Source organism: Mesorhizobium sp. 2RAF45 (assembly GCF_052115225.1).
Lineage (GTDB): Bacteria > Pseudomonadota > Alphaproteobacteria > Rhizobiales > Rhizobiaceae > Mesorhizobium > Mesorhizobium jarvisii.
On sequence record NZ_JBFRGG010000005.1, the window covers coordinates 46647 to 73509 of the forward strand.

At 62.8% G+C, this 26863-nt stretch carries 18 protein-coding genes and 1 pseudogene; 13 read left to right on the forward strand and 6 right to left on the reverse strand.

Features of this window, described 5'->3' with window-relative positions; translation table 11 throughout:
- Nucleotides 1-418: 418 nt before the first annotated feature.
- Together AB4Z43_RS15860 and AB4Z43_RS15865 are read left to right on the forward strand one after the other, a co-directional pair.
- The gene (locus AB4Z43_RS15860) at nt 419-6151 is read left to right on the forward strand and encodes an alkaline phosphatase D family protein (RefSeq protein ID WP_441938300.1); all 5733 of its coding nucleotides are present in this window, start codon (nt 419-421) and stop codon (nt 6149-6151) included.
- Between the two features lie 622 nt (nt 6152-6773).
- A complete protein-coding gene (locus AB4Z43_RS15865) occupies nt 6774-6959 on the forward strand; it encodes a hypothetical protein (protein ID WP_441938302.1) in 186 nt (61 codons plus the stop codon).
- 430 nt (nt 6960-7389) lie between these two features.
- On the opposite strand, the gene AB4Z43_RS15870 is transcribed toward AB4Z43_RS15865, so the two are convergent.
- Complete coding sequence (locus tag AB4Z43_RS15870; protein ID WP_441938304.1) at nt 7390-8946, reverse strand: serine hydrolase; 1557 nt, start codon at nt 8944-8946, stop codon at nt 7390-7392.
- A gap of 175 nt (nt 8947-9121) precedes the next feature.
- Between AB4Z43_RS15870 and AB4Z43_RS15875 the strand changes: the two genes are divergently transcribed.
- Nucleotides 9122-10768 carry an acyl-CoA synthetase gene (locus AB4Z43_RS15875; RefSeq protein ID WP_441938306.1) on the forward strand — a complete coding sequence of 549 codons (1647 nt, stop codon included), beginning with the start codon at nt 9122-9124 and terminating at the stop codon, nt 10766-10768.
- A 70-nt stretch (nt 10769-10838) separates the two neighbouring features.
- Here AB4Z43_RS15875 and AB4Z43_RS15880 read toward each other — a convergent pair whose 3' ends face one another.
- Together AB4Z43_RS15880 and AB4Z43_RS15885 are read right to left on the reverse strand one after the other, a co-directional pair.
- Nucleotides 10839-11648, reverse strand: coding sequence for a hypothetical protein (locus tag AB4Z43_RS15880; protein WP_064981981.1), 810 nt, complete (start codon nt 11646-11648; stop codon nt 10839-10841).
- A 40-nt stretch (nt 11649-11688) separates the two neighbouring features.
- Nucleotides 11689-12918 (reverse strand): hypothetical protein, encoded by a 1230-nt coding sequence (locus AB4Z43_RS15885; RefSeq protein WP_441938309.1) that lies wholly within the window; start codon nt 12916-12918, stop codon nt 11689-11691.
- 419 nt (nt 12919-13337) lie between these two features.
- On the opposite strand from AB4Z43_RS15885, the gene AB4Z43_RS15890 reads away from it, so the two are divergent.
- Complete coding sequence (locus tag AB4Z43_RS15890; RefSeq protein WP_441938613.1) at nt 13338-14234, forward strand: nucleoside hydrolase; 897 nt, start codon at nt 13338-13340, stop codon at nt 14232-14234.
- Nucleotides 14235-14275: 41 nt separating this feature from the next.
- On the opposite strand, the gene AB4Z43_RS15895 is transcribed toward AB4Z43_RS15890, so the two are convergent.
- On the reverse strand, nt 14276-14557 hold the full coding sequence (locus AB4Z43_RS15895) for a hypothetical protein (protein WP_223217904.1): 282 nt from the start codon (nt 14555-14557) through the stop codon (nt 14276-14278).
- 201 nt (nt 14558-14758) lie between these two features.
- On the reverse strand, nt 14759-14920 hold the full coding sequence (locus AB4Z43_RS15900) for a hypothetical protein (RefSeq protein ID WP_167626427.1): 162 nt from the start codon (nt 14918-14920) through the stop codon (nt 14759-14761).
- Between AB4Z43_RS15900 and AB4Z43_RS15905 the strand changes: the two genes are divergently transcribed.
- The 7 genes from AB4Z43_RS15905 to AB4Z43_RS15935 all read left to right on the forward strand — a co-directional run bounded on the left by AB4Z43_RS15905 (nt 14919) and on the right by AB4Z43_RS15935 (nt 22725).
- Entirely contained in the window at nt 14919-15782 is an 864-nt protein-coding gene (locus AB4Z43_RS15905; RefSeq protein WP_236952348.1) for a hypothetical protein, read from the forward strand. The two genes, AB4Z43_RS15900 and AB4Z43_RS15905, sit on opposite strands and share 2 nt — an antisense overlap.
- A gap of 375 nt (nt 15783-16157) precedes the next feature.
- Nucleotides 16158-18044, forward strand: coding sequence for a molecular chaperone HtpG (gene htpG / locus AB4Z43_RS15910; protein WP_441938313.1), 1887 nt, complete (start codon nt 16158-16160; stop codon nt 18042-18044).
- 179 nt (nt 18045-18223) lie between these two features.
- Nucleotides 18224-19102 (forward strand): ABC transporter permease, encoded by an 879-nt coding sequence (locus AB4Z43_RS15915; RefSeq protein ID WP_064981933.1) that lies wholly within the window; start codon nt 18224-18226, stop codon nt 19100-19102.
- Nucleotides 19099-19938 (forward strand): ABC transporter permease, encoded by an 840-nt coding sequence (locus tag AB4Z43_RS15920; protein ID WP_064981935.1) that lies wholly within the window; start codon nt 19099-19101, stop codon nt 19936-19938. Before AB4Z43_RS15915 ends, AB4Z43_RS15920 begins: the two co-directional genes overlap by 4 nt.
- Nucleotides 19935-21077 carry an ABC transporter substrate-binding protein gene (locus AB4Z43_RS15925; protein ID WP_010910608.1) on the forward strand — a complete coding sequence of 381 codons (1143 nt, stop codon included), beginning with the start codon at nt 19935-19937 and terminating at the stop codon, nt 21075-21077. The genes AB4Z43_RS15920 and AB4Z43_RS15925 overlap by 4 nt, the downstream gene beginning before the upstream one ends.
- On the forward strand, nt 21070-22251 hold the full coding sequence (locus AB4Z43_RS15930) for an ABC transporter ATP-binding protein (protein WP_196774178.1): 1182 nt from the start codon (nt 21070-21072) through the stop codon (nt 22249-22251). Before AB4Z43_RS15925 ends, AB4Z43_RS15930 begins: the two co-directional genes overlap by 8 nt.
- Before the next feature lie 45 nt (nt 22252-22296).
- Nucleotides 22297-22725 carry a hypothetical protein gene (locus AB4Z43_RS15935; RefSeq protein WP_148307406.1) on the forward strand — a complete coding sequence of 143 codons (429 nt, stop codon included), beginning with the start codon at nt 22297-22299 and terminating at the stop codon, nt 22723-22725.
- Nucleotides 22726-22906: 181 nt separating this feature from the next.
- Here the strand turns inward: AB4Z43_RS15935 and AB4Z43_RS15940 are convergent, their stop codons facing one another.
- Nucleotides 22907-23887 (reverse strand): GlxA family transcriptional regulator, encoded by a 981-nt coding sequence (locus AB4Z43_RS15940; protein WP_441938317.1) that lies wholly within the window; start codon nt 23885-23887, stop codon nt 22907-22909.
- A 161-nt stretch (nt 23888-24048) separates the two neighbouring features.
- Between AB4Z43_RS15940 and AB4Z43_RS15945 the strand changes: the two genes are divergently transcribed.
- The gene (locus tag AB4Z43_RS15945) at nt 24049-26652 is read left to right on the forward strand and encodes a bifunctional diguanylate cyclase/phosphodiesterase (protein WP_441938319.1); all 2604 of its coding nucleotides are present in this window, start codon (nt 24049-24051) and stop codon (nt 26650-26652) included.
- Nucleotides 26648-26847: pseudogene (locus AB4Z43_RS15950) on the forward strand (aromatic-ring hydroxylase C-terminal domain-containing protein); the annotation flags it as partial. The gene AB4Z43_RS15945 and the pseudogene AB4Z43_RS15950, both read left to right, overlap by 5 nt.
- Nucleotides 26848-26863 lie beyond the last annotated feature (16 nt).

A 26863-nucleotide genomic window follows, 5' to 3' on the forward strand; every position in this document is an offset into this window, starting at 1 on the left:
TGGAAATTCAATGGCGGCAGGGCGATCTCCAGACGTGCCGTGAATTCTAGCAAGGAGCTTTAATGGCAGCAAACTCCCAAGTAGCTCACAACTACCCCCCATGACCTCCTACCTATAGTTGTACAGACAAATTTGACACGGACGCCGAATACCTCGACGCAAATAGCAAACCAACTCGTATTTACGATACGCCACTTTACCTCCTGCCAATACACCAATTTTCATATATGATTTGGCGGTCGTTGAGGGGGCAAACGTCCATGCCGATCGACTTTCTCGCACCCGTCGGGTGTGCAATGGTCTGGGTTTCGTGCCACTTCGACTTATTGGCGGATGACCTCCCGCAGATAGAGGACGCAGGCTTCTTCAACCTCTCACCGCTTCGTGATGGCTCGCACATAGCCGCCGGGAGATTGTGATGAGGGAGGCGGGGCTCGACACGAACTCGCGAACGGCTTGGATCTCTCAGGGTTTTGAGCATCTCATCGATCGCGTCCGAAAGACCCCTGCGGTCCAGCACTTCGACGTCCTGATCATTGGCAGCGGTTACGGCGGTGCGATCGCTGCGGCCACATTTGCAGGCCGCCGTAAGAACGGAGTACCAGTTACCGTGGGCGTGCTGGAGCGCGGCAAGGAATACTTGCCGGGTTCGTTCCCCACCGGTCTGGGTGAACTGCCAGGCCACATTCGGCACGAGAAAAACAAGGAAGGTCTCTTCGACGTCAGGCTTGGACCTGAGGTGACAACGGTCGTTGCCAGTGGAATCGGCGGCGGCTCGCTGATCAATGCCGGTGTGATGGAAATCCCCTTGCAGAAGGTATTCCAGACGGGGTGGCCGAGCCAACTTGCGAGCTTGCCCGACTGGAAGTCATTCTTCAAGCGCGCGGCGGACATGCTTGGCGGGAGCATAAATGGTGCACGGAACACAATCGAGAGCCACGTCGATGGTGCGCCGCAAAAATTTACATCAATCAGAGATATTGCGCCGCGCAACAATTTCCGACCAGCGGCGATCACCGTCGCGATGGCCAACAACACTAAAAGCTCGGGCAACGTCAAACTCAGCCAATGCCTGCGTTGCGGTGATTGTGCAACGGGCTGCAATTTCGGCGCAAAGAACTCGCTCGATGTCAATCTCCTCGTGCGTGCCCAGCAGAGAGGCGCAGAAATATTTAGCGGCGCGACGGTGCTAAGCATCGAGAAGGACGGCACGACCGGCTGGATCGTCAACAGCGTCCATACCAACGCCGCGCTTCGTGCTCGTGACGGCGACGTATTGCGGGTTCGGGCAGGTAAGGTGGTGTTGGCGGCAGGCACGCTGGGATCCACCGAGATAATGCTTCGATCGCAGATCATCGGCCTGCCGCTCTCGAGCGCGCAACTCGGCAAGCGATGCTCGACCAACGGTGACATGCTGATCGCCGACTATGGCACCAGGGCATCCGTCAACACCGTAGCCAACGATGCCACCCAGCCCTCCAAACGTGCGATCGGCCCGACGATCACGGGCATCATCGACCTGCGCGAGGAAGCGGGCGTTCTCATCGAGGAGATGTCAGTCCCGGCGTCCCTTCGCATCGCATTCGCGGAAATTTTTGCGACGGTCAATACCTTGCACACCCTCGACGAGATCGACTGGTCAACCCACCAGCAAGGCTTCCCAAAAGACGATGCCTATGTCGTGTCGGACCAACGCATCGAGCGTTCCGCGCTCTACGCCGTGATGTCCGACGACGGAGCGGCTGGTACGATCGAACTCGAGCCTGCTCGGATTGCCGACAGGGACGGTGCGGCGCCTGCCGACCGCGACCGCGACGGCATCGCGCGAATGCGTTGGAGCACGCTGCCGAACCTGCCCGTCTTCGACAAACAGATCGAGGTGATCGCCGGTCTCACCAAGAACTCGGGCGGACGCGTCATAGCGAACCCTCTCTGGAAGCTACTGCCGTCAAAACATACTTGGCTTCTCCAGGAAAAACGAGGGCCGTTGACAACCGTTCATCCGCTCGGCGGCTGCACCATGGCCGACACTGGGGCGATGGGCGTCGTAGATCATCTCGGCCGGGTGTTCTCGACGAACAATACAAGCGCCGTCCACGACGGTCTGGTGGTGCTTGACGGTTCGATCGTCCCTACCGCGCTCGGAACCAATCCCGCACTTACCATCTCAGCGATTGCGTTGCGCGCCGCTGAGAAGCTCGCCAAAGACTGGGGCTACGACTTGGGACGACGCGCCGTAGCCGGCGCTCCGCTGGCCCGACCGGTGTTTCGCTCGACCGATGCTCCGGCGCTACCACCGCGGACGGAAGTCGAAATCGTCGAGCGGCTTGTTGGCCCTTTGCGCGTGAAGCTGAAAAATGGGGAAAACCGTAAGTATGTAGTCGAATTGACGCTGCGCTTTGGGCCCACGGCGCTCGCCGATCTGACGCCGAGCAATGGCGGTGACCCCACGTTGAACGTTGCCACGGACCAGTCGGAGCTGTTGTCCCGCAGCATGATACGCATGTTCCCGCAAACCGATTGGGATCTGCTCGAGAAGAGCTGGGATCCGGCAGGCCTAAGGGAACAGAAACTCGAAGCTATCGCTGAATTCAGCGCGCCACTCACGGGCACCCTGAAGGTGCTTGAGCGCCAGAAGACCTGGGTGTTGGGTCGCATGTGGCGCGCGGGCAAGGCATGGGTTCTGAATCGAGGCCTGCGCGATATCTACCAGGCAATTGTCGGCGATGACGTCGGCCCAGGATCCCGCCCAGGATTATTCAGTCGCGTTAAGTCGGGCCTTGCGATCGCCAGCCGTTCCGGCGAGATCCGAGCACTCGTGTACGATCTCAGGATCGGCCCACCAGATGCGCACGCCAAATTGCTACTGTCCGGCGACCGTATCGTCGGCACCAAAACCTTCACCTATGAGAGGTGCTGCAATCCGTGGCGCCAGCTCATGGAGGTCTCGCTGGAACGTTTCCCTGGGCTGAGCAGCACCGCCGACTGCGTGCTGAAACTCGACGTGGGTTATCTCGCCCGCATCGGCGTGCCGCTGTTTCGGGTAACGCGACAGCGCGACGGCGTCGCCACAATCGGCGAGCTTGCCACTTTCCTAGGTTACTTCGTGCGATTGCTGCTTGGCCAGCATATCTGGAGCTTTCGATCGCCCGACAAGGACGTCGACCCAGCAAACGACGTCGTCGATTTCCGGCCGCCCACCAATCTGCAACTCCCGGGGGGTGGCTCAGTCCAGGCGCAGATCATCGATATACCGATCGGGTCAAGGAAGCCCGACATCGGTGGCAAGCCTACTCGGGGCAAAGTGCTGGTCACGCGTTATCCGCATCCCGGCACCAAAAAAAGGCCGGTCGTGATGCTGCATGGCTACAGCGCCGGGGGCACCACATTTGCTCATCACGCGGTGAACCCGAATTTTGCGAGCCATCTTTGGAAAAGTGGACGCGACGTATGGGTCGCCGATCTCAGGACCAGCCCTGTCCATCGCACCGCAAAGGACGCGTGGAGCTTCGACCAGATAGGCAACCAAGACGTACGGAAAGTGATAGTGAAGGCAGCCGGCGAGTCTTTCGACCACAAGGTCGACGTCGTCGCGCACTGCATGGGGACCATCGTGTTCAGCATCGCTGTGCTCGGAGGTAAGATCGATAATCTGGTTCATCGAGCAGCGTTCACGCAGGTCGGGCCGCTTGTCGTCTTCTCACCGGCAAACGTCTTCCGCGCCTATGTGGTACGGTATCTGATCGATTTCCTACCTGACACTTATGAATTCAATCCCAAGAATCCGACGCTTGCCGATGACCTCTTGGATCGGGTGCTCTCAACGATGCCCTATCCCGTCGGGGAGTTCGAAATCGAGAATCCACTCTGGCCGTGGAAACGTACACCTTGGACTCGGACGCGGCATCGCATGGACGCGCTTTACGGCCGGGACTTCAACGTAGCCAACATGGAACCAGAGATGCTGCGCTACATCGATGAGCATTTCGGCGCGCTAAGCTTGAGGACCGTGTCGACGGCACTGCATTTCGCGCGCTACTCGATGATGACGAATTTCAGAGGCCAGAACCAGCTCGTCTCACGCGAGACATTTGTTGAGCACTGGAATTTTCCGACATTTAGCGTGCACGGTGCCGAGAACGGGTTGTCGCACGTATCGACGTTGGACCGCATGTCGCAGATCCTCGATGACGCCGGGCGCGACTACCGCCGGTCGTGGATCAATCCGGGGGCCGGGCATCAGGATGCGCTGGTCGGCACGACAAGGCACGCCACGTTCCGGGAGATCGAGCAATTCCTGGACGACCCTAGCCCCGCTCGCCAGGTCCAACCTGACACGGAGATGACGGCATATCCCCCGTGGATAGGGCCAATCATCACCGAGGAGCGGCCGCAAACGCCGGCGCTCGTGGTGCGGGTCGGGGCGATGCCGTCGCTTCGAGCACCCGAGGCTGCACTGATGCTGCGCATCCAACTTGTCGGCGACCAAATTCTGCGGCCAGATAACCCGGTCGCACCCTGGGAACAGAATTACATCGTCAACCATATAGTGGTCTACAAGTCGCCGAAGCTAGCGGCTAATAGATGGGCCGCGTTCGAAGTTCCGTTGCCGACCCTGATGCCGAACTACGACGCGGCTCATCCCGGCAACGCGCTTCTCGTGCTGCTCGCCTATCCCGACCCCAAGGCATTGCCGCAGGCCGACGTTGGGTTACCAGACGGTTACTTCCGAGCCATCGCGGTGTACGAAACTGTCCTTCGGCTCGATCCGAAGAAATTTGTTGACGACGTGATAGTCGGAGGCAAGGAGACGTTCGCGCAATTCAAGATAATCGCGGACGCCGCATCGCGGCTGCTCGAGCCACTCAGCGCACGGTCGAAAGGCTACTCCAAGAACAACGGCACTCGTGACGTTACGTTGCAGCCGGGGGTCACGCCCGGGACTATGACGTCACTGCGGTTCGAGGTGAAGACGCCGACCGGGGTGGCCGCACTCCCACGCTTGATAGAGCAGGATCGCGACCTCATGGACGGCGTTATCCCATACGATCCGCCGCAGTATCCGCCTCCAACCCCCGTACCGGGCGGGACAAGTTTCTTGCTCGCATCGTGCCAGTATCCCGCTGGGTTCATCGATGAGCCTGTGGCATACCGTTCCTATGGCGAGATAGTCGCGCGGCTCGAGGCGAGCGGGGGGATCAAGCCGCGGTTTGCCGTATTCGCAGGCGACCAGGTGTATGTCGACCCGACCGCTGGGCTCTACGATCCGCGTTCGCATGATGATCGATATCGTCTGCCTTATGAGGCGTGGTTGCGAAACCGGAACGTGCGCAACGCATTGCGCCGGATTCCGTCGTTCATGTTGCTCGACGACCACGAGATCGACGACAACTGGGAGGCGATCCCCGACGACAACGAGAACAAAGAGAAGAAAACATTAGGCCTAAAGGCGTATTGGAAATACCAGCGTGGAATGTTCAGGAGAAGGACCTTCAAATTCGATGGCTTTGACTTCTTCATGCTCGACACACGTACGGAACGGTCCCATCGCAGGGTCGGGAGTCTGGCGAGTGCCGAGTTGTTTGCACCGGGGACCATGCGCGAACTCAAACGTTGGCTGCTGCGAAAGTCTGGGTCCCATTTCGTGCCGAAGTTCGTCGTGTCGTCGGCCATGCTGCTCCCGCGTCATCGGCGCGCGGTGCAACGTGATGAACGCCTCGACCCCTCAAATCTGAGTGCGATACATTCCGACGGCTGGGACGGATATCCGAACACGCTGCGCGAGGTGCTCGCTCATATCGCCGTCAACAAAATTGATCACGTAGTGTTTCTGTCGGGCGACGAACATCGGGGCTATGTCGCCACCGTGGACCTGCTTGATGCCTCCGGCAACTCAATCACCCGCGTGCATTCCGTACACACCGCCGCGCTATACGCTCCCTTTCCGTTTGCAAACAGTATCGACGCGGACATCGTCATGAGCGAGACGTTCGATATCGTGGACGGCGCATCCACCTACAAGTGCGTCGTCAACGCGATACCGCCACCCGCTGGCGACGGCGCGATATTTTTGCGCGTACGCCAGAACGCCGGGATTTGGAACCTCGATTGCGAGTTTGCCCATGGAGCGCTGCCGCCGCTCACACTGTGAGCGCAGCGCTGAGCGCGTGGTCGACGCTTACAACAGCAGAAACGATCCAATGCACATCCTTGGAACCGAAACGGAGACAGGCGCTCGCACCCAACAATTGGCATGGTTCGTTGTTGTTGGCTTTGCCTTAGTGGTTGCCAAACAAAGGAGTTGGCAGCCACTCCGCGTAGCATCACTTATCTGAACGTCACGGCAGACGGGATGCAGGCCGTCGCCGGAAAGGCGCAAACCCATTGTGCGCGCTATAATCGGGATGCCGAACTGATTCCAGGTGAGTGGGCCGAAGGTCGAGCCACATTTCGGTGTAGCGACAGGTAGATTGAATCGCTCATGTCGGCATGACGGCTCCTTCTTCCGCATCTGACCGAGATGAACCAACCGTATGTCGAAGAACCCGGATGATTGACCATCCGCGGCAAGATTTGCCTGCGGCATGACCAATTAGCCAAACTATAGCGCCACCGGCAGTTGGAATCCGTCGGCCGTTGGAGCTGTGCGCTTGAGACCGAATGTCTGAAATGGGCTGGAAGCGGTCGGTCTGCTATTGAATGGCAAAAGCAGTCGTCCGCATGGCATCAAGCAAAATTAGACAATGCCTGTCAGAGGCGACAATGAAGCAATGATGAACCCGGCCGAAACAGAACTCCTGCAGATCGCTAAAAACCAAGGAGCCTCCGTTCACCAAGGATATCACATGCTCGCCGCGCAACTTGGCGCGATGGGTCGCTATGCCGGAGCCTTCTGGAGCAACCCGGCGCAGTGCGGAGCCGAGAGTCTCGGTTATATCGCTGTTGTCCCAGCCAATTAGCCTGCCACACGCAGCGATTTTTGCAGCAGATTCAAGTGGTCCATGATGTGCCGCTCCGCGTGATACGATTGTGGACCGGTAGCGGACATTTCAAACCTATTCGGACCGGCACCCAAGGCCCCAATGTCTGCAGATGGGAATGCAATCGAGCTCCGCGTAGCGTCCGCAATGCAGGCGCAAAGTGGACGTCGTTTTCGTTTTCGTAAAGTCTACCTCAGTAATGCGCCGTGAGAAAAATCCGATCGCTTGTCAGGTGGGGACTGCTTCCAGCGCTGGCACTATCGTCCATCGCGATCGTGTTGTGGCAGTACGGTGCGGTGAACCATCGCATCAATCTTTGCGACGATCCGACATCGCGCAAGTATATCTGGAACGATGAGCTGCGGCACAAGATCTGCGACCGGGCGCCGCTCGTTGCCCCTGTCAGCCCCTAGTCACCCACACGCCGCAGCGTGCCCAGATGATTGTCGTCGAGGAAGCCTATAGTGATGGCCGACGCCTTGCCGTCGGGGCCGAGGACGAAGCTCACGCTGGTTGGCCTGTCCGGTGTCTCGGCATCGGGGAAGGTCAGAAAAAGATCACCGTCGTAATGCGCCAGGGAATAGGACCGGGCGCCGGCCGGGCCGACCTTGAGCACAAGGCCGTCTCCGGCACTCGCCACGACAGCATTGCCGAAGAAGTCGTTGGCGTAGCGGCCGGCATAGGCACTTGCCGGCCTGGCTGGCCTTGCCGGAGATGGCGGCGCGGCATAGGTGGCCTTGGCCGCCGCGACCGCCGGGCCGAACATTCCGGCATAGATATCGTCCCATGCCTTGACCCAGTCCTTCTGGACCGAACCCTCGAAGACCAGGTCCGCAAAACTGTCGGACAGCCCTTCCGGCACGCCTGTCGGGAAGGCGTTGGCGACGATGACGATGCCAAGCTTCTCCTGCGGGAAGATCGTCACCAGCGTGCGTGCGCCGACGCTGAAGGCACCCGCATGGCCCCAGCTCAAGCCATGCCGGCCGAATTCGACATTCCAGCCGAGGCCGTAGAAGGACGCGCCACCGGAGACAGGGTTCTTGCCGCGCGTCATCAGCGGCACATGCGTCTGATCGAGCGCATCGGCCGCTATCAGCGTCTTGCCGGCATAGACCCCGTTGCCGAGGATGAGGCGCACCCATTGCGAAAGATCGCGCGCGGTCGAGCTGACGCCGCCCGCGGGCGCCTGCGCATCCGGATTGCGCTCTATCTTGGCGGCCCAGGCGCCATCGACCTTGATGTGCAGCGCGGCACGATCGGCGTGCTTGACGAAGTCCGAATGACGGGAACTGGTCGAGGCCATGCCAAGCGGTCGGTAGAGCTTCTCCTCGGCGACCTCCTCCCAGGGTTTGCCTGTCGGCATGGCGGCCGCGACGGCGCCCTCGGTCAATCCGAAATTGCTGTAGGAGTAGCCGGCACGGAAGCTCGACGATGGCGGCACGAACCGCAGGCGATGCAGGATTTCGGCGCGGCCGTAGCCTATGTCCTCGAGGTCGTCTCCGGCGGTTCCGGGCAGTCCACTGCGGTGCGAAAACAGGTCGCGGACGGTGAGTTGGCTGGTCGGATAGGGATCGGCCAGCCGGAAGGCCGGATCGAGGTCGGCGATCTTTGAATCCCAGGACACGATCCCGTCGCTGACCAGCGCCGCCACGACGGTGGCGGAGACCGGCTTGGAGAGCGAGGCGATCTGGAACACCGTGTCGGCGTCGACCGCCTCCGGCTTGCCGGCCTGGCGATGGCCGAAACCCTTCAGGAAGATCACGTCATCGTCGTGCACCACCGCGATGGCGAGACCGGGCACCCCGCCGCCCGCGACGGCGCCTTGGGCGAGCGCTTCGAGCTTCGACAAGGCGACAGCGATGCGCTCCGGCGTAATGGCGTCGGCCGACGCAGCACGCGGCCAAAGCGCCAGTACGGCGATGCAGAGCCAGATTCGCCAGTGGCAGAGGTTCCGTTCCAGCCGCACGCTCGAGCCTCCTCTCCTGCATTCACCTGGCTATGATACAGGCCGGTGCGAACGAGGCCAATGCCTGCCGCCCCACGGTCCACCTTCGTCGCAATCGACCATCACCACGATTTCAGGCAATCTGACGGATGAAGGCGCGCCATGGGGAGATGGAGCGCCGCCAGGGAGGACTGACATGACCGGCTTGCCACGCTACGAGGACGTCGTTGCGGCCTTTCGCCTCGAGGATGAGATCGCCAGGCTTGACGGCGACCCGGCGACCGGCATCAACGCCTATGTCGAATGCTGCGGCCGCCATACCGGTGAGAACCGGCTGGCGCTGCGCGCGATCTCGGCCGGCGGCGAACTCCGGCTGTTCAGCTTCGACGACCTCGCCGATATGTCGGGCCGCGTCGCCAACCTGCTCAAGGATGCAGGCGTGGGTCCCGGCGATGTCGTCGCCGGCATGCTGCCGCGCATTCCCGAACTCGTCGCGCTCATCCTAGGCACCTGGCGCATCGGCGCCGTCTACCAGCCCTTGTTCACCGCCTTCGGCCCGAAGGCGATCGAGCACCGCCTCGGCTACAGCGGCGCCAAGCTGGTGGTGACCAATCCGGCCAATCGCGGCAAGCTCGACGAGATCGAGAACTGCCCGCCGATCGCCACCATTCTTGGTGCTGGCGATGCCTTGCCCCAGGGCGACATCGACTACCGCGCCGCGCTTGCCTCTGCCTCCCCCGATTGCGAACCCGTCATGCGCAAGGGCGACGACCTGTTCATGATGATGTCGACATCAGGCACGACGGGCCTGCCCAAGGGCGTGCCGGTGCCGCTCAGCGCGCTGCTGGCCTTCGGCGCCTACATGCGCGATGCGATCGGGCTGCGCCCCGACGACGTCTTCTGGAACATCGCCGATCCCGGCTGGGCCTATGGCCTCTACTACGCCATCACAGGCCCGCTGCTGCTCGGCATCGCCACCACCTTCAATGAAGGCGCCTTCACCGCCGGAAGCACCTATGAAATCATCGAGCGGCTCGGCGTCACCAGCCTTGCCGGCTCGCCCACCGCCTTCCGCCTGCTGCTCGCCGAAGGGCCTGAAGCTGCCGCCCGCATCAGGGGACGGCTGCGGGTGGTGAGCAGCGCCGGCGAGCCGCTCAACCCGGAAGTGATCCGCTGGTTCGACGCCCATCTCGCCGCCCCTATCCACGACCATTACGGCCAGACCGAAAACGGCATGATGGTCAATAACCACCATGGGCTTTCGCATTCCGTGCGCGCGGGCTCGGCCGGCTTTGCCATGCCGGGTTATCGCATGGTGGTGCTGGACGATGAAGGCAACGAGCTCGGCCCCAACCAGCCCGGCATCCTCGCCGTCGACATCGCCAACTCGCCGCTGCGCTGGTTCGACGGCTACCACCAGGCCGAGACGCCGGCGATCGCGGGCGGCTATTACCGGACCGGCGACACGGTGGAATACGAGCCGGACGGCTCGGTCTCCTTCATCGGCCGCGCCGACGATGTCATCACCTCGTCGGGGTACCGCATCGGCCCCTTCGATGTCGAAAGCGCGCTCATCGAACATCCCGCGGTCAACGAGGCGGCGGTGGTCGGCGTGCCCGACCCGCAGCGCACCGAGATCGTCAAGGCCTTCGTCATCCTGGCGCCCGCCTATCAGGGTAGCCCGGAACTGGCCGAGGAACTGGCGCAACACGTCCGCAAGCGGCTTTCGGCCCACGCCTATCCGCGCGAAATCGATTTCGTCGCGGAATTGCCGAAGACGCCGAGCGGCAAGATCCAGCGGTTCCTGCTGCGGAAGGCGGAGGTGGAGAAGCGGAAGGGGTAGCGGGGCCGCATATGCCGGCCCAACTCGGGCGACGTCGGCGGAGCGCCGCGTGCCCTGTTGCAGATCGGTTCTATTTTACCGCTATCACCCTGCCCGCCGCATCGAGGCGACAGCCGACTTGCGCTTGCCGGATTTCGATGCCACCGCGTCCCGCATAGTCTATTCGCACTTGGATCGGCGCCGTCAGCGCCCCCCCACGTCGACGCAAGGCACCTGCGCTGACCGCGCGGACACGGACGGCGCCAAGCGGCTTGGCGGCGGACAGGATCGCCGCGCGACAGGCTTGCACGACCGCGACTGGCGTGCCGGGTTTCGCTTTCAGTGCTTCCAGGGGTGCAAAGGGATATCCCCTGGTGAGGTCGCCCTGGCCGGCTCTGGAAGGCCTGAGGACGGGCGGCAGGGCGATCGATGGCCTGGAGGTCCTGGCAGTGGCGGTCGTGGCAGTGGCCGTCGCGGCAGATCCAGTGCCCGTCGCGGCAGAACCCGTGCCCGTCGCGGCAGAACCACTGGCTGCCGTGGCGGCCGAACCGCTGGCAGCGGCCGCCGATCCGTTTTCGGCGGATGGATCGGCGCCCAGGCCGACACCTGTCGAAAGGCCTCCGCCTGTGGAGCCAACGTTACCGCCGGCACTGACGCTTGCGGAGCCAACGTTACCGCTGGCACTGACGCCTACGTTGCCTGCGCCGACCGAAGCGCCGACATTTGCTCCGCCGACACCGCCTACGCTCGCGCCCACCCCTACGGATGCGCCTTGCGAACCGGCGCTCACTCCGGCGCCTATCCCGACGCCGCCGACTTTACCGCCTAAACCCGCATCGAGAGCCGAGGCAGGCCCGATCGCGATGCCGATCGTCAACGCGGCCACGAAGTATTTTTTCAATGTCATCCTCCCTGCGCCGTGCATTTCGCTCACCTGTCTTTCACTGCGAAAGTGGTCGGGTTGGCAGCAATGCGGGGGGAAGAGCGAAGGTTGCCATCATGACAGGCTGCGGCGGCTTTGGACCCTTCACCTTGCGTTTTTTCAGCACGCCCGGCTTACGGGCTGCAACCGGGCGCGACGGTGAACTTGCGAGCGCGGTCTTGGAGGCACCTGCTTTAGGCGCACGCACCGCGGCCGCGGTCCGACGTTTTTCCTTCATACTGTCGATCTTGGCGCTGTCGATTTCCTCGCGCGCGGCGCTGAGACTGCGTGCCAGGCCGTTGGCTCTTTCGCGCTCCTGTTCGAGCGCCGCGCTCAAATCCATCGAGCTCTGCTTCAGGGTGTCGCGTTCCTTGCGGGCGATGTCGAGGTCACGCATGGCTGAATCTGCTCGCTGACGTTCCAGTTCGAGCGCTTTGCGAGCCTGGTTTGAAGAGGCATCGGCCTGTTGTCGGTCCTTCACGGCCTTGGCCTGGTCCACAACGGCCAGATTTGCGCCTGCCCTGAGCGCATCGATCGTCTGACGGGCCGTGGCGAGTTCCTGTTCCATAAGCCCGACCTTATGGCGCTCCTCATCCAGCGCCTGCTTCGCGGCGGCGTCGGCCTGTTGCCGGTCTTTCACGGCCTCGGCCTGCTGCGCCACAGACAGATTTGCCGCTGTCTTGAGAGCATCGATCGTCTGACGAGCCGTGGCGAGTTCCTGTTCCAGCAGCCCGACCTTATGGCTTTGCTCATCAAGCGCCTGCTTCGTGGCAGCCTGGGAGCCATCCCCGGAGGGAGGCGCTTCAGGCATAGAGGCTTTCTTGCTGTCCCAGAGGCTGGCTTCCGCCCTGAAATCTTCGATGGCACGCTGCGCCGTCTCCAGATTGAGCGTGAGCGCTGCGTCCGTCTGCTGTTGCGCTTTCAGGGCCTGCGCTTGCCTGGCCAACTCGGCCCGAGCCGCGGCCAGTTCGCGGCGCAAGGCCTGCTCACCCTCGTCTTTCGCGATATCGGTGCGGTTCGAAACCGCGACCGGCGAACGGCCATTGGCCGCGGCAGTTGCGGACGCATCGGGCGCCAGCTGGCTGTTTGCCGGAGACGCAAACAGCAAAATGAGGAGTGACGAAACGAGGGGCAGCACGGCGTTACGCCCGCTGCCACATATCCCGTGAAGCAAAATCGAAGGCGGTCGTTCGGTAAAGGTGAAGTCAAAGCGCAGACATTTGGACCTGGTACCCTGCAAATGATTCATCACTTGACTCCACCTGGCGCGACCCTCACCGCGATCGTATTCTCCACTTAGTTCGAGCCACGGCGCTGGGATGCCGCGTCACCTGGACGCTACCTCCTATTTCCCTGCTTGTTGTCATTCGAACGAACGAATGAAGCTTTCCCCTGCTCCATGCGGCAAAGACGGCTCTGTCTGAATCAGCAACGGCGATGCACCGGCGGGCGGTCTCCATAAGAGGCTTGGCCGTCCGGACCCGCGCGGGGAGCAAACGAACTCTGGAGTGGTCGAGCGCAAAACCTTGACTGCGCGCGCGCGCCAGCCTCTTGTGCCCACAGGTTCGGCCGACAAGGGAGGTGCCCACCATGGAAAAGATCATCCTGGACTGCGACCCCGGGCATGATGACGCGATCGCCATCCTGCTCGCGGCCGGAAACCCCTAGATCGATCTCCTCGGCATCACCACCGTTTCGGGCAACCACAATGTCGACAACACCACGCGTAACGCGCTTTCCGTGTGCACCGCCTATGGCATCAAGGTGCCTGTGGCGAAGGGCTCTCCCGGCCCGCTCATCATCGATCAGGTGCTGGCCGTCGAGATCCACGGAGATACCGGGCTCGACGGCCCAGTGCTGCCGCCCGCCTCGTTCGAGCTCGACAAGCGGCATGCCGTCGACTTCATCATCGACACGGTCATGGCGCATGAGCCGAAGACGGTGACGCTGGTGCCGGTCGGTCCCTACACCAACATCGCGCTCGCCGTGCGCAAGGACCCGCGCATCGTCGAACGGGTGAAGCGGGTCGTCGCGATGGGCGGCAGTTTTACGCGGGGCAACATCACGCCCGCGGCGGAGTTCAACGTCTATGCCGACCCGGAGGCCGCCGACGTGGTGTTCCGCGCCGGTTGGGACGTCACGATGGTCGGGCTCGACCTCACGCACCAGGCACTGGCCACACCGGACCTGCAGGACCGCGTGCGCGCCATAGGCGGCCCGATGGCAAGGTTCATCCTCGATATCTGGGCGTTCATAGCGACCACGCATGGCGGCCTGCTGCAGATCGAGTATCCCGCCATCCATGACGCCTGCTGCGTCGCGGCCATGATCGACCCGACCATCTTCATCACCGAGAGGGCCGACATCCGCGTCGAAATCGCCGGCCGCTGGACCAAGGGCATGACGGTCTGCAATTTCGAGAAAATGGGCGGCATGCGCCATTTCGGCGGCACGGCGAGCGAGCAGACCGACTTCCGCCACACCGTGGCGATGAAGCTGGACCACGCGAAGTTTTGCGACCTGATCGTGGATGCGCTGGAGCGGCTGACCAGGCAGAAGGCGTGAGCCAAGCCGTATCCCTACGATCTGGTCCGTAAGCCATTCCTTCAATGCGCCACGCCATCCGAAGCGTGCAGCAGCCTCCACGTCGAGCCTAGATGACCGTGGAACTGCGAAACATACCGCTCCGCGGCGATATCCTCCAGCCCGTCATCGACCAGCGCCTCGATGCTTCGCTGCATCAGGGCGAGTTGCATCCGCCTGGCGTGTTCCAGATTGGCCTCTCGCATGATTTCCGTCACGTGGTAGGCGACCACGGGCTGGCCGAGGCAGGACATGAGCGCGTTGGCCTCGGCTGTTACAGCGGTCACTGCGTCTTCGATCTTCATTCTGGCGATCCTCATCAAGAATGATGCTGACGCCTCCCCGCAAGGCGACGGTGGTCCGTCGCTTCTTCTTTGATTTCAGCCTGCCGCGCGACCGAAAGTGGCGCGCCAAGCTTGCAATTACTGTCTTCCCCGGCCTCTTGAGCAGTCTCGTTTGGCCTAAAAACAGTATCCATCAAATTTGATTCAAAGGCGACCGGATAGTTAATCGATGGTTAATGGCAGCGCTTGCCATGCCTCCCCGTTCAGGATGTTTCGCCTCGGCGTTTTCTGCCGCGCAATAGCCGCAAAGCTGCCCGATGGCTGCCTGGCCTGTTGATCCGCCACGAAGAAAGGTTCTGTCATGCGGTTGGTCTGGACGGTCATGTTTGCCCTTGCGAGCAGTGCTGCCTTCGCCGCCTCGCCCGAGGACGATTATATAGCCGCGCGCGACAAGGCGATTGCCGACATCGCGGCGATGGAGAGCACGAACGCACCGGTGGAGACGCTCGATGCGGCCAATGAAAAGGCCCGCGCCGATCTCGAAAAGCGGCTTTCCGCCCTGCTCGGGCCTTTCACGGTGAAGGATTTTCCGGCCGCCGGCAAGATCAACATCGAAAGCCTCAGTTCCTCCGATGTCGGCTTCGGCATGCTGGACGGGCTGCGCCACGGCACCGAGGATGGTCCCAGCATCGTGGCCTCGACGCGCGGGCTGGTCGAGCACTGGCTTAAGTCGCGCGCCGCCGAGACGGACGCCGATCTCAAACTGCCCACCAGCTTCGACGCGGCGCTGAAGCTCGATGCCTTCTACACCCAGGCCATCGGCAGCGACGCCGCCTTCACCGGCACGCTCGACTTCGCGCTCAAGAAACCTGACGGCGCCGACATGGCGATCGCCCGCCTCGGCGGTTGGGCACAGGATATCGGACCGAACTCCGACCAGGAGGTCGTCGTCACAGTCGTCAAGGGCAACAGCGTCCTGATCGCCGAAGCGCCCGCGACACCGCCCGTCCCGAAGATCGCGGCCTGCGACGCGGCGTGGACCGCCGCCGACGCCGCCGCCCAGAAACTCGCCAAGCAGGCCACCGACGACAGCGACGAAAACACATCCGACGCCGCCAACGCCGCCTGGACGAAAGGCGACAACGACTTCCGCGCCTGCATGGGCAAGAGCCTGCCGGACACCCCGGCCTACCCGGCGCTACTTGCGCAGGCGCAGGCGCTGGCGGATCACATGGCGGGGAAGTAGGGGCGACGCTGACGCTGCCAATCTCCCCCCTCGTGGGGGAGATGCCCGGCGGGGCAGAGGGGGGCGCTGACCCGCCGACGTCTCATAGCGTTGGATTGCTGTACCCTTTGGAAGAAGCGGTCACCGCTGAGCCCAGCAAATAGGCAAGGCCGAGTTCCTTCACGCCCCCCTCTGGCCTGCCGGCCATCTCCCCCACGAGGGGGGAGATCGATAGTCTCGCCCGCAGGCGCCCTCTTGTCGCCTTCGCATCCCACCACCATATCGTCGGCGCGCTGGCACACTGAACGCAGTTGCCAGCACCGCAAAAAATGGTTGAAAGGAAAGTCCCGAACGCGCCCGGCGCGGCGTGCGGATGAACAGCATGGGAAAATCTAGATGACGACGGACACGAAAGCGACGGAAACCAGGGCATTCGAGGCGGATGTTTCGCGGCTGCTGCACATGATGGTGCATTCGGTCTATTCCGATAAGGACGTGTTCCTGCGCGAGCTGATCTCCAACGCCGCCGACGCTTGCGAGAAGCTGCGTTTCGAGGCCGTCAGCCACCCCGAATTGCTGGGAGACGATCCCAAGCCGCGCATTTCGATTTCGGCCGATCCGGACAACAAAGAGATCACCGTCGAGGACAATGGCATCGGCATGAGCCGCGACGACATGGCCGAGGCGCTGGGCACGATCGCCCGCTCGGGCACGCGCGCCTTCATCGAGCGCGTCGGCTCAGGCACGGAGGACACGCAACTCATCGGCCAGTTCGGCGTCGGCTTCTATTCCGCCTTCATGGTGGCCGACCGCGTCGATGTCATCAGCCGCCTCGCCGGAAGCGAGGAAGCCTGGCGCTGGTCGTCCGACGGCAAGGGTTCGTATGAGATCGCGCCGGCCCCTCTTGAAGCCGCACCGAAGCGAGGCACCCGCGTCGTGCTGCATCTGATGGACGACGCCGTATCCTACACCGGGTCCTACCGGCTGGAGCAACTGGCCAAGTCGCAATCGGGCCATGTGCCGGTGCCGATCACGCTCGTCGAAAAGCCCGGCGCCGAGGCGCGCGACATCGCCGACGGCACGGCACTCTGGGTGCGGCCGAAGAGCGAGATCAAGCCCGAGGAATACACCGATTTCTACCGCAGCGTCGCCGGCCAGTATGACGAGCCGGCCGCCACCATCCATTTCCGCGCCGAGGGCCGGCAGGAATACTCGGTGCTCGCCTTCGTGCCGGGCTCGCGGCCGTTCGATCTGTTCGACCAGGACCGCAAGGGCCGCATGAAGCTCTATGTGCGCCGCGTCTTCATCACCGACGATGCCGACCTTCTGCCGCGCTATCTGCGCTTCGTGCGTGGGCTGGTCGATTCCGCCGACCTGCCGCTCAACGTCTCGCGCGAGATGATCCAGGAAAGCCCGCTGCTGGCCTCCATCCGCAAGGGCCTGACCAACCGCGTGCTCGGCGACCTCGCCAAGCTGGCCGAGAACGAGGCCGAGGCCTATGCCAAGATTTGGGAGAATTTCGGCGTCGTCCTGAAGGAAGGGCTCTACGAGGATTACGAGCGGCGCGAGCAATTGCTGAAGCTCGCCCGCTTCCATTCGACCGCCTCGGGCGAAGGCTGGCGCGGCCTTGCCGACTATGTCGCGGCGATGAAGGAAGGCCAGAAAGCGATCTTCTTCATGGCCGGCGACGACCGCGCCCGGCTCGAAGCCTCGCCGCAGCTCGAAGGGTTCAAGGCGCGCGGCATCGAGGTGCTGCTCTTGACCGACCCCGTCGACAGTTTCTGGGTGACGATGGGGCCGGACTTCGACGGCAAGCCCTTCAAGTCGGTGACGCAAGGCGTCGCCGTACTGTCCGACATCCCGCTGCTCGACGACGCCAAGAAGCCGGATGTGACGGCAGCGCCCGAGGTCGACGGCTTCCTGGCCTTCGTCAAATCGGCGCTTGGCGATGCCGTCTCGGATGTGAAGGCCTCCGACCGCCTGACCGAGAGCGCCGTCTGCCTGGTCGCTCCGGAGCATGGTCCCGACCGGCAGTTCGAGCGGCTGATGAACGCCGCCGGCCGCCTCGACAAGGCGGCCAAGCCCATCCTGGAGATCAATCCACGCCATGAGCGCGTGCTGGCGCTGGCCGGCCTCGGCGACGAGGACCAGGCCTTCAAGGACGACGCGGCCCATCTTCTCTACGACGAGGCGCGCGTGCTCGACGGCGACAAGCCGGCCGACGCCAGGGCATTCTCCGAGCGCCTGGCACGGCTGATCGCACGCGGCATCGCGAAGGGCTGAGCTTCGCCTACCGAAGCCGCTGCGATGCCGTCCGCCGACAGTGTTTCGGCGGCGATCGCAGCCGGCGACGCGCCCGATGTCCGCTGGCTCAATCGCCTGGTGTAGACATCGGGCCATCAATCACCCAATCTTGGCCCGGGAACAAAACAGGCGCTTCAAAGAAAGCGCACCGGGTGCTCATGAAACGACGATGGACATTGTATGATCCACGGCTGGCATGGCTTCTGGTCGCGCCGGTGCTGCTGCTGCTGATCTTCTTCCTGGTGCTGCCGATCGCCGTGATGGCGGCCTACACCTTCTTCACTTTCGTCACCGCCGGCGTGGAAACCAGCGCACTGACGACGGCGAACTGGCACGAATTCCTGACCGACAGCTATTATGCCGGCTTCCTCTTGAAGACGCTGCGGGTTGGCGCCATCACGGCGCTGCTCTGCGGGGTGCTGGGTTATTTCCCGGCCTATTTCATCTGGGCGACGACCTTCAAGCACAAGTGGCTGTTGCTGCTTTTGCTCATCGTGCCGTTCTGGATCAGCTTCACCATCCGCACCTTTTCCTGGATCAACATCCTGGGCGAACAGGGCGTCATCAATGTCGCGCTGCTGAAGCTGGGCATCATCAGCGAGCCGCTGCCGATGCTCTACAATGAGGGCGCGGTCATCCTCGGCATGCTGCACTTCCTGCTGCCCTACATGATCCTCAACGTCTATGTCAGCCTCGAGGGTATCGACCGCACCCTGATTTCGGCGGCCCGCTCGATGGGCTGCACCAGCGCGCAGGCGTTCCGCGAGGTCACGCTTCCGCTTTCGCTGCCGGGCCTGGCGGCGGGCCTGCTGCTCTGCTTCGTGCTGGCCGCCGGCAGCTATGTCACGCCACAGCTGCTCGGCTCCGGCCGCGACGCGCTGTTCGGCAATCTGATCTACGACACCATCATGAGCGAGCTGAACTGGCCGATGGGCGCCACGCTTTCGATCGTGCTGTTCCTCGTGCTCGGCTTCTTCGCCGCCATCTACACGCGCTTCATGGGCATGTCGCAGATCGTCAAAGGGTTGGGCGGATGAAGGCGCGGCGCAAAGAGGAAGGCAGATGGGCCTGGCGGTTGACCGGCCTCGTCACGGTCTGCGTCTACATCTTCATGTTCGCGCCGATCGTGGCGACGGTGATCCTGTCGTTCAACGCCTCGATGTTCGGCGGCTTCCCGATGACCGGCTTCAGCCTGCAATGGTACGGCAAGCTGATGGCCAACGAGCCGGTGCTGGCCGCCTTCCGCACCTCGCTGTGGATCGCGCTGGTCACATCAGCCGTCACCACGGCCATCGGCGTCGTCACGTCGTTTGCGCTGGTGCGCTTCGAATTCCGCGGCAAGCAGGCGCTGAGCACGCTGGTGATCCTGCCGGCGCTGGTGCCGGAGACCATTCTGGGCGTCGGCCTCCTGGTGCTGATCAAGGCGGTCGACCAGCCGCGGACCATGCTTCTGCTGGTGCTCGGCCACATCCTGCTCGCCGTGCCCTATGTGGTGCTGATCACCCAGGCGCGCATGGTCGGCATCCGCCGCGTCTATGAGGAGGCGGCGCTCTCGCTCGGCGCCTCGCGCTTCTCGTCCTTCCGCGAGATCACGCTGCCGCTGCTTATCCCTGCCGTCGTCGGCGGCGCGCTGCTCGCCTTCACCATCTCGTTCGACAACACCTCGGCCAGCCTGTTCTGGCGGCCGGCGGGCGTCGAGACCATGCCCACCCAGATCCTGTCGATGCTCAAGATCTCGATCAGCCCGGAAATCAATGCGCTCGGCACCGTGATGATCCTGGTGACCGTCGGCATCCCGCTGCTCGGCGGCCTGATCCTGCAAAGCCTGACCAGATTGAAACGACGCGACGAACCAAAGGAGGAAGCACGATGAAATTGTCCAACGGCAAGCGGCTTGAACGGCTGCACGATAGGTATCAAAACGGCGATCTCAGCCGCCGCACTTTCCTGACGCTGACCGCCGCCGCAGCGGCCGCGGTCGGTCTCGACATGCCCTGGATGCGGCAGGCGCTCGCCGCGGTCGAGGAGGTTCGCTTCGACGGCTGGGGCGGCACGGTGCAGGACGCGATCGACAAATATGCCTTCAAGCCCTACACGGCCAAGACCAAGATCAAGGTGGTCCAGGGCACGTTCGGCGACGAGGACGAGATCATCACCAAGATCAAGACCGCCAAGCCCGGAGACTACCAGGTCATCCATTCCTCCGGCGTCAACTACTACATCAAATATGTGAACGGCGGCCTGACCTCGGAGATCAACGAGGCCAACATTCCCAACATGGCCAATGTGTTGCAGCCGATGATCGATCCGTTCCGCAAGCTGACGCCGAAACTCTCGGCCGTGCCTTACGACTACGGCACGACCGGCATCGCGTACAACACCAAGGTGATCTCGCCCGAGGAAGCCAAGGAAAAGGGCGCCGCCCTTTTGCTCGACAAGAAATATGCCGGCAAGGTCGGCGGCTATTCCGACATGACCACGCGCGTCTGGTACGCCGCGCTCGCCACCGGACAGGATCCCAACAACCTCAAGGACATGGATGCGATCTGGGCCAAGGTGCGCGAGACGCGCGACCTCGCCAAGAAATTCTGGAGTTCCGGCGCGGAGCTGATGGACCTGCTTTCCAAGGGTGAGATCGTGGTGACCGACGCCTGGTCCGGCCGCGTTGCAGCCTTGCAGGATCAGGGGCATCCGATCGGCTATCTCGACCCGGCCGGTTCCTATGCCTGGATGGAGGACATGCTGATCCTGAAAGGCTCGCCAATGGCCGAGTGCGAGGAGTTGATCAACTTCATGCTCGACCCGGCGACCGCCATCGCGGTGGCCGAAGGCCAGAGCTATCCGCCGTCGCTCGATCCGACGAAGGTCAAGCTCACCGAGAAGATCGAGAAGCTGCCGGCCTTCGACAAGACCGGCACGATGAAGTCGCTGACCTTCGCCGACCCGGTCTACTGGGCGACCAACGAGGACGCCTGGACCAAGCAGTGGAACAGGATCTCGAAAGGTGCCTGACAGAAACGACCTTTCAGAAGTGCCCCGGCCGGAAGCGGCCGGGGTGGCAAGGCCCGGCGCGGGCGCACCCGCTCCGGGCGGCAGCGCCAGGGCCGGCCAGGCGGCGGTCGAGTTCCGCGACATCGACATTGCCTATGGCAAGTTCGTGGCCGTGCGCGATTTCTCGCTGTCGATCGCCAAGGGCAGCTTCGTCACCTTGCTCGGGCCTTCGGGCTGCGGCAAGACCACGATCCTGCGCTCCATCGCCGGCCTGGTCGACATTTCGGGCGGCCAGATCATGATCGACGGGCGCCGGGTCGACGACGTGCCGATCTATAAACGCAATATCGGTCTGGTCTTCCAGAGCTATGCGCTGTTCCCGCACAAGAACGTCTTCGACAATGTCGCCTTCGGCCTGAAGTACCGCAACGTGCCGAAGCCGGAGATCGCCCGCAAGGTCGGCCAGGCGCTCGAAATGGTGCGGCTGCCGGGCAGCGAGAAGAAGCTGCCGTCGCAGCTGTCGGGCGGGCAGCAGCAGCGCATCGCGCTCGCCCGCGCCATCGTCTTCGAGCCGCAGGTGCTGCTGCTCGACGAGCCGCTGTCGGCGCTGGACGCGAACATGCGCGAGGAGATGCGCGTCGAGATCAAGAAGATCCAGAAGGAAACCGGCATCACCGCCATCTTCGTCACCCACGACCAGGAGGAAGCGCTCTCCATGTCGGATCGCATCGTGGTGATGAACGCTGGCGCGGTGGAGCAGATCGGAACCCCGCAGGAGGTCTATGAAACGCCCGCCACGGCCTTCGTCGCCGACTTCCTCGGCAAGGCCAACATGCTGGCCGGGACCGTGAGCCGGTCCGGCCAGGCAATGGCGGTGGTGCTTGCCACCGGCCAGACGGTCGAGGTGGCCTGTCCAAGGCCGCTTGCGCAGGGCAGCAAGGTCACTGTCGTGCTGCGGCCGCAGAAACTGTCGGTCGGCGCGGCGGCAAGCGCCAACAGGCTGTCCGGCCGTGTCGTCTCGGCCTCGTATCTGGGCGGCAGCGCCATCTACGAGATCGACATCGGCGGCAAGACCAGCATCCGCGCCAACGCGCCGATCACCGGCCGCGTCCTTAGCGAAGGCGAGGCGATCGACCTCGGCTTCGATCCCGAAGGCTGCGTTCTGCTCGACGAGGACGGTCAGCGCATTTCGTGATGCGGATAGTTGGCAGGAAGGCCTTGAACACTTCTGACTTGCAAATTGATTGAGATGAGCCTTTCAGCGGTCGTTTACAAAGCTATGTTGGCCCTGGAACAGGAGTTTCCCGGATATCGCTTTGAGCGTGAGCCGATCTCGGGAGAATGCGAGGTCGTTTATCCAGATGGCGCGCGCGTCTCCTGGGATGCCGCCAAAGCGTGTGAGCGACTCCTCGGCAACATCTCTCATATCGGCGTCCTTCGGGGCAGGATTGCTCGACATCTCGGCAAGGCATCGGCGCTTGAGCGGCTTGTTCTCTACTCTGGCAGCCATGCCGGAGACGTAATTGAGGAAACGGGATTCGGCGAGATCGAGGAGGAACTGGATCTCCTTGAAATCAGTCCCGACGAACACCTCAGGGGATTTGTCGGTGCATTGCGCGCACTGATCGGCGCGGCGCGGCAGGAGCGTAACCCGATCGTGTTTGTGTAAGCCTAGACTAAACCTGCGGTTCCGCTTCCGATCCTGGGCTTTGTAAGCCAAGTCGTCTCGGTCTCGAAAGGCCTGGCCTTTGTCTTGGTGCACCCCAGCTCGCCTTTGAAGCGGCTTGCCTTGGCATGCGCGAAAGCGAGAGTGGTTCAGGCGCAGCTGAGGTGGCGCTACGCGGCCGGCCTCATTGCCCCGCCGCGACGCTCGCCAGGCGGTTGGGATGCCTGAGATGGGTCGGCGAAATGCCTGTCTGCTGGCGGAAGACGCGGCTGAAATGGCCGGCATTGGTGAAGCCACAGCGATAGGCGATGTCGCCGATCTGCAGGTCGCTGCCTTCCAACAGCGACTTCGCATGATGGACTCTCAGCGCCAGATAGGCCGCCATCGGACCGATGCCGAGTTCGGTGCCGAAAAGCCGCTCGAGCTGACGCCGCGAGCAATTCAGCCGGGTTGCGATCTCGGCGACCGACAGCGTCTCCTGCAGGTTGCTCTCCATCAACAGCAAGGCGCGCTTGACCGCCCGGCTCGACGCCGCCGGAAAGAGGTCGCCGACGGGCTGCACGTCCCGGCTGCTCCTGATGCGGTCGAGCACCAGGATCTTGGCGGCCTTTTCCGCCGCCTTCTGGCCGATGAACTGCGACACGAAATAGCCGGCGAGGTCGGCCGCCCCCGTGCCGCCGGCGCAAGTCGAGCGGCCACGGTCGACGGAAAACAGGCTGTCGGCATGGGCGTTGACATCGGGGAACTGGTTGCGGAAATCCTTGATGTGGAACCAGCTGACGGCGGCGGCGTAGCCGTCGAGTAGGCCGTAGCGCGCCAGCACGAAGCTTCCGGTGCAGAGCGCCGTCAGCGGCACCCCCTTCTCGGCCGCCCGCAACAGGAACGCTTCCTTGTCGGAACTCAGGCTGCGGTTGGTGTCGAGCAGACCGCCGACCACGACGATATTGTCGAAATCCTCCGGATTGCCGATCCCCTTTGTCGGCAGCAATTCGACGCCGCAGCTTGCCCGGATCGGCAGGCCGCGTTCGCCGACGATCTCCCAGTCGAACTCGATCCTGCGGCTGCGGTCGCCCTCATCGCCCGCCAGCCGCAGCGTGTCGATGAACAGCGACAGCGGCGACAGCGTGAAGTCGCGCACCAGGAGAAACGCAAACCGCCTTGCCATTATACTTCCGCAACTCGTTCGCCCGCCTTAGCCGATGCCGCAACTTACCACCAGCCTGGAAGGGCAAATTTAAGCGTTTTCTACTACAGTCGTTCGATGAGCTACAGTTCAGGAAAGGTATCCGGGTCGAATTGGCCATCACTGGATTCAGCCTCGGCCGCGTGAGACGGGCCGTCTTTTCTTCCGCCAACTTGCCGGCGGCGATAGCTTTTGTCGTGCTTCTGGTCTGCTCAATCGTTGCCGACCAGCAGAACAGGAGGGTCTCCGACCAACTGGCGCGCGCCGATGTGCTGGCCAAGGTCAACATCATCCGCGCCAAGCTCGAAGGCAACATTAACGGCAATCTTCAGCTTGTTCAGGGGTTGGTCTCGGCCATCAATACCGAACCTTATATGGGCCAGCAGAGATTTGCCTCGCTTGCCGGAAATCTGTTCCAGCAGAAATCGCAATTGCGCAACATTGCCGGCGCGCCCGACCTGGTCATCTCGCTGATGTACCCGATGGAAGGCAACGAGAAGGCCATTGGGCTCGATTACCGCAAGAACGAAGCGCAGCGCATGGCGGCGCTGCGGGCGCGCGACCAGCGGGTCCTGGTGTTTGCCGGTCCGGTCGACCTCGCCCAGGGCGGGCGCGGCTTCATCGGCCGCATTCCGGTGTTCGTGCCGACGGCGGGCGGCGGCGACCGTTTCTGGGGCATCGTCTCGGCGGTCGTCGATGTCGACCGACTCTACGCGGCGAGTGGGTTGACCGATCCGGATCTCGACATCGATGTCGCGCTCACCGGCAAGGATGCGCTGGGCGGTGGCGGCGAACGCTTTTTCGGCGGCGGCAATGTCATAGCCGGAAATCCCGTATCGGCCGATGTGCAGCTGCCGTCGGGCTCCTGGCAGATTTCCGCCATACCCAAGGCCGGCTGGCCGGCGGCTCCGAAAAACGAGTGGGCCTTGCGGTCGCTCATGTTGCTCGCCGGAGCGCTGGTGGTGCTGCCGATCATGGTGGCCGGTCGGCTGTTCGGCGAAAGGCAGAAAAACTACGCCGAGTTGAGGCGCCTGTCCGGGCGCCTGGAGCTGGCGCTGGAAGCCTCTGGTATCGGCGTTTGGGAACACGATCTCACCACCAACGAAATGGTGTGGGATGACCGCGTCAACGAGATCTACGGCAAGTCAGCCGACGGCAGGCCGCGCGGCTATGATGACTGGGCGCAGGCGATCCATCCTGAAGATCTCGCGCGGGCGAGACAGGACTTCGATCTCGCCGCGGCCAAACAAGGCCCCTATTCCTCACAATACCGGCTGCTGCGCCCCGACGGCACCGTCCGCCATGTGCGCACGCGCGCGACCTACTTCCAGGACATCGGCGGAACGCCCAAGCTGATCGGCGCCGAATGGGACGTGACCAGCGACGTGCTGCTCAACGAAAACCTCATTCGCGAACGCCAGTTGACGGAATCGAAGAACGCCGAGCTCAATCTCGCCAAGGCACATATCGAGTATGCGGCGCTGCACGATTCGCTGACCGGCCTTCCCAACCGCCGCTATCTCGATGAACTTCTGGCCGAGATCGGCGAACCGGACCGGCGCACGGCACTGCTGCATCTCGACCTCGACCGCTTCAAGCAGATCAACGACACACTCGGCCACGCAGCGGGCGATGCCATGCTGGTGCATGCCTCCAAGGTCATCCAGGCCAATGCGGGCGGTGACGATTTCGTTGCGCGCATCGGCGGCGACGAGTTCGTCGTGGTGAGCCATGGGCTTGACGATGACGGACTGTCGGCACTTGCCCACCGCATCATCGAGGACATGCGCCAGCCTGTCGATTATCGCGGTCATCCGTGCCGTTTCGGGGTCAGCATCGGCATTGCCGCCAACGACGGCGTCGACGTGAAACAGTTGCTGGTCAACGCCGATCTCGCGCTCTATCGGGCCAAAAGCCGTGGCCGCAACCGTTACGAGTTCTTCAACGAGGAGCTGCAGAGCGAGATCGTGCGGACCAAGCAGATCGCCGACGAGATCCTGGGCGGGTTGGAGCGGAACGAATTCGTCGCCTACTATCAGCCGCAGTTCGACGCCAGCACGCTCGAGATCGTCGGCGTCGAGGCGTTGTCGCGATGGAAGCACCCGCGACGCGGCATCCTGGCCCCCGACGCCTATCTCAAGGTGGCCGAAGAACTCAATGTCGTGGCGCTGATCGACCGAATCGTCCTCAAACACGCGCTGGAGAATTTCGAGCGTTGGTCGCGCAGCCATCTCAACATCCCGCGCGTGTCGGTCAACGTCTCGGCCAGGCGGCTGGAGGACAGGGACCTGATCGAGGGTCTGCGCAAGCTCGCCATCAAGGCGGGAACGGTGTCGTTCGAACTGGTGGAGTCGATTTTCCTCGATGAAAACGACGACCTGGTCACGTGGAATATCGACCACATCAAGGAGCTCGGCATAGACATCGAGATCGACGATTTCGGCACTGGCCACGCCTCGATCGTCTCGCTGCTCAAATTGCGTCCGCGCCGCCTCAAGATCGACCGCCAACTGATCACACCCATCACCGGCTCAATGGCGCAACGGCATCTGGTGGCGTCGATCATTGAGATCGGCAAATCGCTCGGCATCGAAGTGGTCGCCGAGGGCGTCGAGACGATGGAGCATGCGCGCATCCTCAAGGAACTAGGCTGCGACATCCTGCAGGGCTACCTTTTTGGCCGCCCGATGGAGGCCAAGGCCTTCAAGGCCTTCGCCCAGTCGCGCAAATGGCTGGCCGCGGGCTAGATGGAGCAGGCGGATCGCCTATGTCGCCGGGGATGCCACGGAGCGCCTGGGCCTGAGCGCCGTGCTCGCGCGCCCGGTGGCTTTGTCGCCTGGGCCGCTGATGGTGAGCCTGATCTGGAGGGCGCCGCTCAGGCCGCGTCGCGATGGTTCGGCGAACCCGGACAGGTGGCTGCGTATCCTAAAGGAACTGTTTGAGCCTGATTTCGGTTGT

Coding starts and splice junctions, on each gene's coding strand:
- AB4Z43_RS15885 (WP_441938309.1), bottom strand. CDS start 12,918: ATGAATCATTTGCAGGGTACCAGGTCCAAATGTCTGCGCTTTGACTTC.
- AB4Z43_RS15905 (WP_236952348.1), top strand. CDS start 14,919: ATGTTTGCCCTTGCGAGCAGTGCTGCCTTCGCCGCCTCGCCCGAGGAC.
- htpG (WP_441938313.1), top strand. CDS start 16,158: ATGACGACGGACACGAAAGCGACGGAAACCAGGGCATTCGAGGCGGAT.
- AB4Z43_RS15915 (WP_064981933.1), top strand. CDS start 18,224: ATGAAACGACGATGGACATTGTATGATCCACGGCTGGCATGGCTTCTG.
- AB4Z43_RS15875 (WP_441938306.1), top strand. CDS start 9,122: ATGACCGGCTTGCCACGCTACGAGGACGTCGTTGCGGCCTTTCGCCTC.
- AB4Z43_RS15925 (WP_010910608.1), top strand. CDS start 19,935: ATGAAATTGTCCAACGGCAAGCGGCTTGAACGGCTGCACGATAGGTAT.
- AB4Z43_RS15900 (WP_167626427.1), bottom strand. CDS start 14,920: ATGACCGTCCAGACCAACCGCATGACAGAACCTTTCTTCGTGGCGGAT.
- AB4Z43_RS15865 (WP_441938302.1), top strand. CDS start 6,774: ATGAACCCGGCCGAAACAGAACTCCTGCAGATCGCTAAAAACCAAGGA.
- AB4Z43_RS15860 (WP_441938300.1), top strand. CDS start 419: ATGAGGGAGGCGGGGCTCGACACGAACTCGCGAACGGCTTGGATCTCT.
- AB4Z43_RS15895 (WP_223217904.1), bottom strand. CDS start 14,557: ATGAAGATCGAAGACGCAGTGACCGCTGTAACAGCCGAGGCCAACGCG.
- AB4Z43_RS15940 (WP_441938317.1), bottom strand. CDS start 23,887: ATGGCAAGGCGGTTTGCGTTTCTCCTGGTGCGCGACTTCACGCTGTCG.
- AB4Z43_RS15920 (WP_064981935.1), top strand. CDS start 19,099: ATGAAGGCGCGGCGCAAAGAGGAAGGCAGATGGGCCTGGCGGTTGACC.